The sequence below is a fragment of the Corallococcus sp. AS-1-6 genome, assembly GCF_020037015.1.
In the GTDB taxonomy this organism is placed as follows: Bacteria; Myxococcota; Myxococcia; order Myxococcales; family Myxococcaceae; genus Corallococcus.
In genome coordinates this window covers 52,193-64,960 of the sequence record NZ_JAIQDE010000022.1, presented here as the reverse complement: position 1 = coordinate 64,960, position 12,768 = coordinate 52,193, and the positions used below count along the sequence as shown (strand labels likewise).

Here is a 12,768-nt window from a genome sequence, read left to right as displayed (position 1 = left end):
GTCCGTCCTCCGTGAGGCCCTCCGCCATGTCCCCACGCGCTTCGTCCCGCTCCCCCCGAGGCTCCACGCTGCTGCTCGTCGTGCTGCTCGTCACCGTGCTCCTGGGCCTGGTGGCGGGCGTGATGGCCTACGCCAGCAGCGAGCGCTCGCGCGCCGTGACGTCCAGCCGCACGGGCCAGCGGCAGGGCTGCGCGGAGAGCGGCCTGCAACTGGCGCGCGGCTACTTCGGCCGCAACTACGCCCAGTGGGACACCTTCCTGAGCAACCCGGGCGCCTACGACCCCATCGCCTCGTCCACCAACACCGCCCCCGCCGACCCGCGCACCGACGCCGGCCGCGCGGCCATCAAGACGGTCAACCCCGCGCTGTTCGCGGACCTGGACGGCGACGGCAAGGACGACGTGTACCTCTACATCCGGGACAACGAGGACGAGTTCAAGCCGCTCGCTCCGGAGTGGAACCGCGACAATGATCAACAGGTGGTGGTGGGCGCCATCTGCATCAGCGAGACGATGATTCCGCGCCGGGGCAACAGCAACCAACTGGACCCCAACGCGCTCGCCGTGGAGGGCATCCTCCAGTACAACGGCGGCGGCCACGCCTACACGGCGCAGACGGCGGGCGGCACGGGCTCCGGCAACCTCAACCGTTGAGCCGTCCGCCGGGCGTGCGAAGCTCGGGCCCATGCCCACGCTCGAAGACGCCATCGCCCTGGCGGTGGCCGCGCACCAGGGTCAGCGCGACAAGGCAGGACAGCCCTACATCCTCCACCCCATGCGGGTGATGCTGCGTCTGTCGTCCGACGCGGAGCGCACCGTGGCCATCCTCCACGACGTGGTGGAGGACACGCCGTACACGCTGGAGCGCCTGCGCGGCCTGGGCTACCCGGAGGACGTGCTGTCCGCGCTGGACTGCCTGACGAAGCGCGAGGGCGAAAGCTACGAGGCCTTCATCGAGCGGCTGCGCCCCCACCCCCTGGCCCGCCGCGTGAAGCTGGCGGACCTGGAGGACAACATGGACGTGCGCCGGCTGAAGGCCGTCACGCCCAGGGACGCCGAGCGCCTGTCGCGCTACGTGGCCGCCTGGACGCGCCTGCGCGCGGAGTAGCCCCCCGGAAAAGACGACGGCCCGGCAGCCCCTCAGCGAGGGCGGCCGGGCCGCGAAACCAGCGTGACGCGCCGCTTACGCCTTGGCGAGCTGGCGGAGCACGTACTGGAGGATGCCGCCGTTGCGGTAGTAGTCGAGCTCGTTCGGCGTGTCGATGCGGCACAGCGCCGTGAACTCGATGGGGCCCTTCTCACCGGTGGCCTTCACGGTGAGCTTCTTCTGCGGCGCCAGCCCCTCCGCGATGCCGGTGATCTCGAACGTCTCGTGGCCGGTGAGGCCCAGCGACTGCGCGTCCTGGCCCGCCTCGAACTGCAGGGGCAGCACGCCCATGCCCACGAGGTTGGAGCGGTGGATGCGCTCGAAGCTCTTGGCGATGACGGCCTTCACGCCCAGGAGCTGCGTGCCCTTGGCCGCCCAGTCGCGGCTGGAGCCCGTGCCGTACTCGGCGCCCGCCAGCACCACCAGGGGCGTGCCGTCCGCCTGGTACTTCATGGACGCGTCGTAGATGCTCATCCGCTCCCGCGTGGGGATGTGCACCGTGACGCCGCCCTCCACGCCCGGGACCAGCAGGTTCTTCAGGCGGATGTTGGCGAAGGTGCCGCGCACCATCACCTCGTGGTTGCCGCGGCGCGCGCCGTAGGAGTTGAAGTCCTTGGGCTCCACGCCCTCCGCCATGAGGTACTTCGCCGCGGGGCTCGTCTTGGCGATGTTGCCCGCCGGGGAGATGTGGTCCGTCGTGACGGAGTCACCCAGGAGCGCCAGCACGCGCGCGCCCTTGATGTCCTGGACGGCCTTGGGCTCCTTCGGGAGGTTCTCGAAGAAGGGCGGCTTGCGCACGTAGGTGGACTTCTCATCCCACTTGAACGTGGAGCCCTTGCTCACCTGGAGCTGTTGCCAGAGCGTGTCGCCCTCCATGGCGTTCGCGTACTGGCTGCGGAACTGCTCCGGCTTCACGGCCGTGCGGATGGTCTCCTTGATCTCCTCGTTGGACGGCCAGATGTCCTTGAGGAACACCGGGCGGCCGTTGGGGTCCGTGCCCAGCGGCTCGGTGTCCAGGTCGCGGCCCACCTCACCGGCCAGCGCGTACGCCACCACGAGCGGGGGGCTCGCCAGGTAGTTCATGCGCACGTGCGGGTTGATGCGGCCCTCGAAGTTGCGGTTGCCGGACAGCACCGCCGCCACCACCAGGTCGCCCTCCACCACCGCGTTGGACACGGGCTCCGGCAGCGGGCCGGAGTTGCCGATGCAGGTGGTGCAGCCGTAGCCCACGACGTGGAAGCCCACGGCCTCCAGGTAGGGCAGGAGGCCCGCGTCGCGCAGGTACTCCGTCACCACGCGGCTGCCCGGGGCCAGGGACGTCTTCACCCAGGGCTGCGGCTTGAGGCCCTTCTCCACGGCCTTCTTCGCCAGGATGCCCGCGGCCACCAGCACCGCCGGGTTGGACGTGTTGGTGCAGGACGTGATGGACGCGATGACCACCGCGCCGTGGCCCACCTGGTAGCTCTGGCGGCCCGCCTTCACGGTGACGGCCTGGGCCAGACGCTCCGGGGGCACCGGGGCCGCGGGGGCCTTGGCGCCGCCCTTGGGGCCCTCGTCGTCCTCGCCCTTGCTCTTGCCCGCGGCGAGCATCTCCACCAGGGACTTCTCGTACCCGGCCTTCATGTCCTTCAGGGGCACGCGGTCCTGCGGGCGCTTGGGGCCCGCCAGGCTGGGCACCACGGCGGCCAGGTCCAGCTCCAGCGTGTCGCTGAAGAGGGGGTCCTGCGCGCCGGCCTCCAGCCACAGGCCCTGCGTCTTGGCGTACGCCTCCGTCAGCGCCACGACGTCATCCGGGCGGCCGGTGAAGCGCAGGTAGTTGCAGCTCTCCTCGTCCACCGGGAAGAAGCCGATGGTGGCGCCGTACTCCGGGGCCATGTTGGCGATGGTGGCGCGGTCCGGCAGCGACAGCCCCTTCAGGCCCTCGCCGTAGAACTCCACGAACTTGCCCACCACGCCCTTCTTGCGGAGCATCTGCGTGACGGTGAGCACCAGGTCCGTGGCCGTGGCGCCCGCGGGCAGCTTGCCGGTGAGCTTGAAGCCCACCACCTGCGGAATCAGCATCGTGATGGGCTGGCCCAGCAGCGCGGCCTCCGCCTCGATGCCGCCCACGCCCCAGCCCACCACGCCCAGGCCGTTGATCATCGTGGTGTGGCTGTCCGTGCCCACCAGCGTGTCCGGGTACACGGTGCTGCCCTGGCGGAACGTCACCTGCGCCAGGAACTCCAGGTTCACCTGGTGGCAGATGCCGATGTCCGGCGGCACCACGCCAAAGCCCTTGAACGCGCTCTGGCCCCAGCGCAGGAAGGCGTAGCGCTCGCGGTTGCGCTCGAACTCCAGCTCCGCGTTCTCCTTGAAGGCCGCGGTGGTGGCGAACGAATCAATCTGCACCGAGTGGTCGATGACCAGGTCCGCCGGGTTGCGCGGGTTGATCTTCGCCGGGTCACCGCCCATGGCGGCGAGCGCCTCGCGCATGGCGGCCATGTCCACGACGGCGGGCACGCCGGTGAAGTCCTGGAGCAGCACGCGCGCGGGGTGGAAGGAGATCTCGGTCTCCGGGGTGGCCTTGGGGTCCCAGGCGAGCATCTTCTCGATGTGCTCGCGCTTGACGACGCGGCCGTCCTCGTTGCGCAGCAGGTTCTCCAGCAGGACCTTCAGCGAGAACGGGAGGCGGTTGACCGCCGGGTGCGCCTTCGCCAGCGTGGCCAGGCTGAAATAGTCGTAGGTCGCCGAGCCCACCTTGAGCTGGGCCTTGGTGCCGAAACTGTCCGTCATGTGCGTTGCCGTCCTTCCGTGCCGGAATGACGCAACTTCTAGGCGTGTCCCCCCCGGCATGCAAAGGGTTCCTGCACCGCGTTGAAGGCGGTGGACGGTTGTCTTGGCCCCCGGGCTTACGGGCCCGCTCAGAGCACCTTGCGGAAGAGGTACAGCACCCGCTCCACGGCCTTCTGCCAGAGGGGGCGGCGGCGGAAGGCGGCCAGGTCCACTTCACGGCAGTTGCCGCAATCCAGGCGGAACGAGTCCTCCAGGTCGCGCCCCAGCCGGGGGTCCGCGAAGACGGCGTTCACCTCGTGGTTGAAGGCCAGGGACAGCCGCTCCAGGTTGAACGACCCGATGGTGCCCCACACCCCGTCCACCACGGCCGTCTTCGCGTGCAGCACGCCCCGGCGCCACTCGAAGATGCGGATGCCGGCGTCCATCAGCGGCTCGTAGAAGGCGCGCGTCGCGTGCTCGAGGAACGGGTGGTCGCTCTTGCCCCCGTTGAGCAGCAGGCTCACCTCCACGCCCCGCTTCGCCGCGTCCTTGAGCGCGGCCACCATGCGCCGGTCCGGCACGAAGTAGCCCGCGGCGATGAGCACGCTGCGCCGCGCGCGCTGGATGGCGTGCAGGTACGCGCGGTGGATGCTGCGGCGGCTGGACAACACCGCCAGCCCCACGTCGCCCCGCCGGGGCAGGGCCTTCAGCGTCTGCGCCCCGCCGCGCATGCGCCGGCGCAGCCGGCTCAGGCGGTCGCGGAACATCATCCGCCACGTGGCGAGGAAGCGCCGCTCCAGCTCGTGCACCGCGGGGCCCTCAATCCGCAGCACGTCGTCGCGCCAGGCCACGCCCTGCCCCTCCGGGGCCCAGTGCGCCGCGATGTTCACCCCGCCCGTGAAGGCCACCGTGCCGTCCACCACGAGGATCTTCCGGTGGTCCCGGCGCAGCAGGTGGCGCAGCCCGCGCTGGAGGCTGAAGGGCTTGAAGGCCCGCACGTCCACGCCCCGCGCGCGCAGGCCTTCGAAGAAGCTCCTGCGGCTGGTCCAGGACCCCACCGCGTCGTAGAGCACCTTCACGTGCACGCCGCGCTCGGCGGCCTCCGCCAGCGCCTGGCCGAACAGCTCGCCCACCGCGTCGGTGACGAACATGTACGTCTCCAGGCGGATGGAGCGGTGGGCGCGGCGGATGGCCTCCAGCATCTCCGGGTAGGCCTCCACGCCGTCACGCAGCAGGCGGCACGCGTTGCCCTGGAGGGTGGTGTGGCGCTGCGGCAGGTAGTAGCGGGCGAGCAGGCGCCGTGACACCCCGGCGCTCCACACCGGGCCGTGCTCCGGCACCAACCCTTCCGTCCGCCCGTCCTCCCCCGCCAGCTCACGCATCACCCCACTCAGGGTGGGAACGGGGGGAGGGACCGGCAACCCGGACGGGCCCCGCCCGCCTCCCTGGCGGGGTTGCACCGTCCACTGGACGACGGAGCCCGGCTACAGGCCGAACTCGATGCGCTTGTTCTCCGCGCGCGTGGCGCACGGCTGGTCGTACTCGGGGAAGTACTCGCGCATGTGGTCCAGCGTGGAGGCGGCCTGCTTGTAGTGGCCCTGGTTGTAGTAGCCCTCCACCTCCAGCAGCAGCTTGGAGCAGGTGCGGTCCAGCTCCATCTGGGCGCGCCGCATGGCCTCCTGGGCCTCGAAGTAGAGGTCCGGCTTCGGGTCCGGGTGGGCCTCCAGCATCAGCCACGCCTCGCGGAAGGACTTCCAGGCCTCGTAGCGGTTGCGCGCCCCGATGTCCGGCGTGTCGAAGTTCTTGCGGCCCTTCTTGAAGAGGTCGTTGGCGTTCTGCAGGAGCTGCTGCGTGGTGAGGTCCTCGGGGAGCAGCGCGCGCTCCACCCAGACGTTCCACACGCGCCAGGTGTCCTCGCCCGGCGGGTTGCGGGTGTTGTCGAAGATGATGCGGTTGGGCTCGCCCTTGCGGAGCTGCTGGGGCGGGATCATCAGCTCCAGCGAGCGCTCCTGGCTGGCCATCGTGTCCGGGGGCACCTTGCCCACGTCCACGCCGTTGACGCTCACCACCACCTCGTCCTTGGAGATGCCCTGGGCCTGGTAGTGGAGGATGACCACCGCGCGCGTCGCGGCGACGAACTCCCACTCGAAGACCTTCATGTCCGGCCGGTTCCAGGTGACGCCGTCGCCCAGGCCGAACGAGTCCGTGATGGGCTGGTTGGTCAGGCGCACGGGCTCCTCGCCCTTCTGCACCGTGTCCTCGCCGCCCAGCACCAGCCAGTACATGAGGGCGAAGAGGCCCAGCACCACCACGCCGCCGCCGGCCATCACGCCCGCGCGGACCTTGGAGTTCGCCTCCGCCCAGAACAGGCGCAGGTTGGCCATCAGGCCCGGCGTCTCACGGCGGATGCGGGCGCGCTCGGCCGCGGACAGGCCACCGCCGCCGCTGGCGCCACCGGCGCGGGGCGTGCGGGCCACCGCGCGGGAGGACTGCGAGCCGGTGCGGCGCGCGGGCGGCGGCGCGGACGCGGGCTTTTCGATGGCCGCCGGAGCGTCCTCCTCCGGGGGCGGAGCCTGGGGCACCGCGCGCTGGGCGGAAGAGGTGGGCCGGCGGATGGCGCGCATGTTCATGCGCGTGGACTCCGCGCGGATGCCCTGCAGGTCCTCCTCGTCCGCGCCTTCCGGCACGAGCGCGGCGCCCTTCTTGTTGCGCGACTTGCGCACGGAGTCGATGGAGACGATGCGCGTGCTGTTGGCGCCGTCCTCCGCGGGCTTCTCGTCCTCGCCGGTGGGCGCGTCCTCCGCGGCGATCGCGAAGAGGAACGTCACCGGGCCCAGCGTGAGCGTGTCGCCGTCCGTCAGCGCCTGCTTCTGCACCGCCGCGCCGTTGACGAGCGTGCCGTTGGCGCTCTTCTGGTCCTCCACCGCGTAGCCATCCCCGTCCTGGAAGATGCGGCAGTGGCGGCGGGAGATGCCGGGGTCGTACAGCACCACGTCGCACTCGGAGGTGCGCCCGATGAGCACGGAGTCCTGGTCGAAGACGAACTCCTTGCCGGCGTCTTTTCCCTCGGAGATCGTCAGTTGGAAGGCCATGTCGTCCTAGGAGCCTATCGAGGCATGTACGGCTCGGGCAACGGCGGCGCGCGCGCTCGCCGGCTCCAGCACCTCCGCCTCTCCCCCGAAGGATAGCACCCACTGCGTGAGCCAGCGCTCACTGTCTCCGGCCACCCGCACCTCCACCCCTCCGTCGGCGAGCGGGCGGGCGTCCTGGCCGAAGCGCTCCTTCACGTAGGGTGCCGCCGTGGGGGTGAAGCGCACCCGGACGGAGGCCTCGCTGGCGCCGCGGGCCGGGTTGGGCACGTCCGCGCGGGCGTCCGGCGGGGGCTGGAAGGCGGTGGTGGTGACGGCCAGGTCCTCCATGCGGTCCAGCCGGAACAGGCGCGCGTCCTGGCGGGTGTGGCAGAAGCCCTGGAGGTACCACTGGCCGCGGTGGCTGAGCAGCTCGTAGGGGCGCACCCGGCGCGGCTCCGTGGGGCGGCCGGGGCTGGCATAGCCGAACGTCACCTCCAGGCGCTCCAGGATGGCCCGGGTGAGGGGCCCCAGCGCCGGGGGCGCGTCCGCGGAGGCGTCGATCTTCCGGTACATGTCCCGGAAGCGCTCGCGGGCGGCGGGCGGGATGATGCCCTCCAGCTTGGTGAGGGCGCTCTGGAGCGCGTCGCCGGTGGCCGGGCGCAACAGCTCCGCCGCGGCGGCCAGGGCCGCGGCCTCGCCCGCGGTCAGCCGGGGCGGCGCGAACAGGCGCTGATCCAGGTCCACGTAGACGCGGTCGTTGTCCACGTAGATGTCGATGTAGTCGTCCGGGTTGAAGGGCGGCCGGCCCACGCAGGTGAGCAGGTCCAGCTCCTCCAGCAGGTCCTCGCGGCTGATGTTGAGGGCCTTCGCCAGGGCCTCCACGGTGACGCCGGGGTGCTTGGAGACGTAGGGAACGAGGAACAGCAGGCGGCGCAGCCGCTCGTGGACGTTGCTCATGCGCTCACCCGCTGACCTTCCACCGGCGCGTGCTTCGCCAGGATGTTCGCGGCCATCCGCTCCAGGCGCTCGCGCGCCTCCGGAGGCCCCTCCACGCGGCAGTCCTGCCCCAGGGACAGGACGAAGCGCGTCAGCCCGTCCAGGAACGTCACCGGGAAGCGGGCCCGCACCACGCCTTCGGACACCGGCTCCAGCGCCGCGCCCGGGAACAGCGACCCCGCGCGCGAGGCCTGCGGCCCGGTGAGCTGGAGCGTCACCTCCAGCGGCTCATGGAAGCGGTACTGCCAGGGGAAGTAGGCCACGTGGGCGTCCAGCGAGAAGTCCGCCGGCACCTCGAAGTCCGGCGTGCGCGGCCGGGCGGTGTTCACCTTCAGCTCCCGGATGCGGTGGACGTGGAAGGTGCGCAGGCCCTGGCGCAGGTGGCAGTAGCCCACCAGCGTCCACACGCCGCGCCGGAGCGCCAGGCCGTACGGGTCCACGCGCCGCTCGGTGACGCCGTCCTTGCGGGGGCTGCCATAGGTCAACTGCACCCACTTGTGGGCGGAGCACGCATCCCAGAGCTGCTCCAGGCGGGCGGAGACCTCCTTCTCCTGGCCCTGCTGGCCGGTGCCCAGCTCCATGCGCACGCGCGGGGTGGGCAGGGATTCGCCGGCGAAGAAGCCAATCTTCCGCAGCGCGTGCGCCAGGTCGTCGCGGCCGGGGAACGCGCCGGACGCCAGCGCGGCGGACCCGGCGGCGTAGAGCACGGCCAGCTCCTCCTTCGTGAGGTCCGCCTCCGGCAGGTAGTAGACGTTGCGGTCGACGATGTAGCCGTCGCGCCGCTCGTCGTCGCCCTGCACGTAGCTCAGCGGGAAGCCCAGCTCGACGAGCTCCGCCTTGTCGCGCTCGAACTTGCGCTCGGCGGCGTCGTCCGAGCCGCCGTAGTCCGCGGGGAAGTGCTCACGCAGCTCGGCCCAGGAGATGGGTTCCCGCGCGTCGAGCAGCAGTGCCACGAGATCAAGGATGCGTTCCGTGCGGTCCATTCAGGTGATCGGTGACCATGGCGGACAGGACCCGGGAGATCAAGAGACCGGGGACTTCCGGGGTGGGAGAAGGGGGCAGGGATGGAAACGAACAGAAAAGGAACAGTGGAGGGGGCTGGCTCCGTCCAAGGGGGGATAGCCGCCCCAAACTGAACAGGCAAGCAGGTATCTCCATGTACCCCTCGTTTCGTCCGCAAGCCAGCAGACAACCCCGGGCGTGGGGCTCGCGCTCGGGGCGCGTCTGGGTTATTCCTTGGACATTGTCGAATTGGGTGAGAAGCGACAGCAGGCCTCCTGGAGGCCCTGCTGGCTGCCGTGGGGCCGACGCGGCGGACCGAAGCTTTGACGAGGGCTCGACCATGGACCGCACCTCCCTGCTGAAGAAGTGGCTTCCCGGGCTGGCGCTGGTGCTGCTGGCCTTCGTCTCCACCCCGGCGCACGCCCGCAACGAACCGCTCTACTTCGCGCTGGAGGTCCGGCGCGACGGCCGGCTGATCGCCCAGCCCAAGCTGCTGGGCGAGGCGGGCCGCACCCTGCGCGCCGAGCGCCGCCGTCCGGGCGCGACGGTGGCGGACTACCGGCTGGTGCTCACGCCCAAGGGCGAGGGCGACTCCTTCCAGCTCCAGGTGGACCTGTCCCTGCCGGAGGGGGAAGGCCACTCGCAGCTCGCCCTGCTGCACGGCCAGGAGCGCAAGCTCCAGTTGGGCCGGGTGCCGGGGGAGCTGGAGGTGTCGCTGCTCCTGATGAAGGTGGACTCCCCGGAGTTCCGCGCGCTGATGCGGCTGACGGAGCCGGAGACCGGCACGGTGAAGTCCGTCTCCTCCTCCATCTAGGCGCACGTTGCGCGAACCGCGGCTACAGCACCGCCAGGTCGTCGCGGTGCACCGCTTCATCCAGGTAGCGGTAGCCCAGCACCGCCTCGATGTCCGCGCTCCGCCGCCCGGCGATGCGCCTCAGCTCGTTGGCGTCGTAGGTGGAGAGGCCCCGGGCGAACACCGTCCCGGCCGCGTCCGTCAGGTCCACCGGGTCTCCCCGGCCGAAGTCCCCGTCCACGCCCGTCACGCCGCTGGGCAGCAGGCTGCGCTTGCCGGTGACGATGGCCTCCTTCGCGCCCGCGTCCACCACCAGCCGGCCCCGGGGCCGCAGGGCGTGGGCGATCCACGCGGTGCGCGCGCTGCGGCGTCCGGCGGGCTCGAAGAGCGTGCCCACGGCCTCCCCTTGAAGCACGCCGCGCAGGCGGCCGGGGACCGCGCCGGAGGTGATGACGCAGGGGATGCCCAGCTCCGCGGCGCGGGCGGCGGCGCGCACCTTGGACGCCATGCCGCCCGTGCCCACCGCGCTGGTGGCGTCGCCGGCCAGGGCCAGCACGTCCGCGGTGACGCGCGGCACGGCGGGCATCAGCCGGGCGTCGGCGTCCTTGCGCGGGTCGGCGGTGTAGAGCCCCTCCACGTCCGACAGCAGGACCAGCGCGTCCGCCTCCACCACGCCGGCCACCAGGCTCGCCAGCGTGTCGTTGTCGCCGAACTTCAGCTCGTCCACGGAGACGGTGTCGTTCTCGTTGATGACCGGCACCACGCCCGCCGCCAGCAGGCGCTCCAGCGTGTGCTTCACGTTGAGGTAGCGGCGGCGCTCCTGCACGTCCTCGTGGGTGAGCAGCACCTGGGCCACCGTCCGGGCCGCGTGGCCGAAGGCCTCTTCGTACGCCTGCATCAGGCGGCTCTGGCCCACCGCCGCGCACGCCTGCTTGCCGGGGATGTCCCGAGGGCGCGCGGGGAGGCCCAGCCGCTCCATGCCCAGGGCGATGGCGCCGCTGGACACCACCACCAGCTCCCGGCCCCCGGCGGCCCACAGCAGGTCCTGCCCCAGCGCGTCGAAGTGGGCACGGTTGAAGCGGCCCGTGGCGCTGGTCAGCGCGTTGGTCCCAATCTTCACCACCACGCGGCGGGCCCCGCGCAAGGCGTTGCGTGCGGAATCAGTCACGGAAGGCAGCGTAGGCTGGAACGGGAAAGGACGCGCGCGGCCGGTTGTTCACCAGGCTTCGCGGCGGGCGGAAAACAGGGGCGCTTGTCATGAAACGCGGACTGCCCCGGTCCATCCAATGCCTTGAATGCGGCGCGGGCCCTTCGATGTCCGCGCCAGGAGAAACGGTTTGAAGGAAATCTACGGCAACACCCTGGGCCTGAAGACGAGCGAGCAGCAGCGGCTGCGCAACACCTTCCGCCGCCGCGTGGATCCGCGCGAAATCGTGTCCGCGGAGCTTGCCCGCCACCTCACCGAGCTGTCGCACGAGCTCAACCGTCAGGTGGGCGTCCTCATCAATCGCAAGGGCGACATCGAGCACGTCGTGGTGGGCAACGCGCACAAGCTGGAGCTGCCGGACATCGGCCGTGCGCGCGCGGGGCAGAGCCGTCTGCGTGGCCTGCGGCTGGTGCACACGCACCTGAAGAGCGAACCCCTGACGAAGGACGACCTCACGGACCTGGCGCTCCTGCGCCTGGACTGCGTGGCGGCCGTGGGCGTGGGCCACGAAGGCCTGCCCGGGGTGCTGCACTGGGCCTACCTGGTGCCGGAGAACGGCTCGGGTGACTTCTGGCACGTGTCCACCCTGCCCTCCGTGCACGGCGAACAGCCGGACCTGCTGTCCACGCTGGACGCGCTGGAGGAGGAGTTCAACCGCACCGCGGCCGCGCGCACGGTGTCCGGGAAGGAGCGCGCCATCCTGGTGGCGGTGTGCCTGGACGGCAACCGCGCCCGGGCCGAGTCCTCGCTGGCGGAGCTGAAGGAGCTGGCGCGCACCGCGGGCGTGGAGGTGGTGGACAGCGTGCTCCAGATGAAGCGCGAGGCGGATCCGCGCTACCTCATCGGCCGGGGCAAGCTGGAGGACCTGAACCTGCGCTCCATGCAGTCCATGGTGGACCTGCTCGTCTTCGACAAGGACCTCACCCCGTCGCAGGGCCGCCACATCGGGGACGCGACGAGCCTGAAGATCCTGGACCGCACGCAGCTCATCCTGGACATCTTCGCGCAGCGCGCGCAGACGGCCGAGGGCAAGCTGCAGGTGGAGCTGGCGCAGTTGAAGTACCGGCTGCCCCGGCTGGTGCAGGGGGATGACTCGCTCAGCCGCCTCATGGGCGGTGGCGTGGGCGGCCGCGGTCCGGGTGAGACGAAGCTCGAAATCGACCGCCGCCGCGTGCGCGAGCGCATCACCCACCTGGAGCGCCGCATCGACGTCATCAGCCGCGAGCGCAGCGTCCGCCGGGCGCAGCGCAACCGGCGCGAGGTGCCGGTCATCTCCATCGTGGGCTACACCAACGCGGGCAAGTCCACGCTGCTCAACGCCATCACCAACGCGGAGGTGCTGGCGGAGGACAAGCTGTTCGCCACGCTGGACCCCACGAGCCGCCGCCTGCGCTTCCCGCAGGAGCGCGAGGTCATCATCACCGACACGGTGGGCTTCATCCGGGACCTGCCCAAGGACCTGGTGGCGGCCTTCCGCGCCACGCTGGAGGAGCTGTACGACGCAAGCCTCCTGTTGCACGTGGTGGACGCGAGCGACCCGGCGCGCGACGAGCAGGTGGAGGCGGTGGAGAAGATCCTCGCCTCGCTGGGGCTGATGGAGAAGCCGCGCCTGATGGTGTGGAACAAGGCGGACCAGCTCTCCGCGGACGAGGTGGAGACGCTCCTGCGCTCCAAGGGCGGCGTGGCCATCAGCGCGGTGAAGCGCGAGGGCCTGGCGACGCTCCTGGCCAAGGCGGACACCACCCTGTTCGCCGAGGGTGCGTCCGAGTCCATCGGCGTCGTCTGACGGCGGGCGGGTTGTC

Annotated in this window: 10 protein-coding genes; 4 read left to right on the top strand and 6 right to left on the bottom strand. The window is 71.2% G+C overall.

The window, feature by feature from the left end:
* Window positions 1–26 precede the first annotated feature (26 nt).
* Entirely contained in the window at window positions 27–653 is a 627-nt protein-coding gene (locus K8612_RS26720) for a hypothetical protein (protein ID WP_223764367.1), read from the top strand.
* Between the two features lie 31 nt (window positions 654–684).
* The gene (locus tag K8612_RS26715; protein ID WP_223741258.1) at window positions 685–1,107 is read left to right on the top strand and encodes a GTP pyrophosphokinase; all 423 of its coding nucleotides are present in this window, start codon (window positions 685–687) and stop codon (window positions 1,105–1,107) included.
* A gap of 75 nt (window positions 1,108–1,182) precedes the next feature.
* On the opposite strand, the gene acnA is transcribed toward K8612_RS26715, so the two are convergent.
* From acnA to K8612_RS26690, 5 genes are all read right to left on the bottom strand, one after another.
* Window positions 1,183–3,918, bottom strand: coding sequence for an aconitate hydratase AcnA (gene acnA / locus K8612_RS26710; protein WP_223741259.1), 2,736 nt, complete (start codon window positions 3,916–3,918; stop codon window positions 1,183–1,185).
* A 128-nt stretch (window positions 3,919–4,046) separates the two neighbouring features.
* Window positions 4,047–5,279: a phosphatidylserine/phosphatidylglycerophosphate/cardiolipin synthase family protein gene (locus K8612_RS26705; RefSeq protein ID WP_223764366.1), complete on the bottom strand. Its 1,233-nt coding sequence runs from the start codon at window positions 5,277–5,279 to the stop codon at window positions 4,047–4,049.
* A 102-nt stretch (window positions 5,280–5,381) separates the two neighbouring features.
* A complete protein-coding gene (locus tag K8612_RS26700) occupies window positions 5,382–6,989 on the bottom strand; it encodes an FHA domain-containing protein (RefSeq protein ID WP_223741261.1) in 1,608 nt (535 codons plus the stop codon).
* A 6-nt stretch (window positions 6,990–6,995) separates the two neighbouring features.
* Entirely contained in the window at window positions 6,996–7,925 is a 930-nt protein-coding gene (locus K8612_RS26695) for a YafY family protein (RefSeq protein WP_223741262.1), read from the bottom strand.
* On the bottom strand, window positions 7,922–8,947 hold the full coding sequence (locus K8612_RS26690) for a YafY family protein (RefSeq protein WP_223741263.1): 1,026 nt from the start codon (window positions 8,945–8,947) through the stop codon (window positions 7,922–7,924). The genes K8612_RS26695 and K8612_RS26690 overlap by 4 nt, the downstream gene beginning before the upstream one ends.
* A 359-nt stretch (window positions 8,948–9,306) precedes the next feature.
* On the opposite strand from K8612_RS26690, the gene K8612_RS26685 reads away from it, so the two are divergent.
* Window positions 9,307–9,780, top strand: coding sequence for a hypothetical protein (locus K8612_RS26685; RefSeq protein ID WP_206799241.1), 474 nt, complete (start codon window positions 9,307–9,309; stop codon window positions 9,778–9,780).
* A gap of 22 nt (window positions 9,781–9,802) precedes the next feature.
* Here the strand turns inward: K8612_RS26685 and proB are convergent, their stop codons facing one another.
* Window positions 9,803–10,927 carry a glutamate 5-kinase gene (proB, locus tag K8612_RS26680; protein ID WP_223764365.1) on the bottom strand — a complete coding sequence of 375 codons (1,125 nt, stop codon included), beginning with the start codon at window positions 10,925–10,927 and terminating at the stop codon, window positions 9,803–9,805.
* 169 nt (window positions 10,928–11,096) lie between these two features.
* Between proB and hflX the strand changes: the two genes are divergently transcribed.
* Window positions 11,097–12,752, top strand: coding sequence for a GTPase HflX (gene hflX, locus K8612_RS26675; protein WP_223764364.1), 1,656 nt, complete (start codon window positions 11,097–11,099; stop codon window positions 12,750–12,752).
* Window positions 12,753–12,768 lie beyond the last annotated feature (16 nt).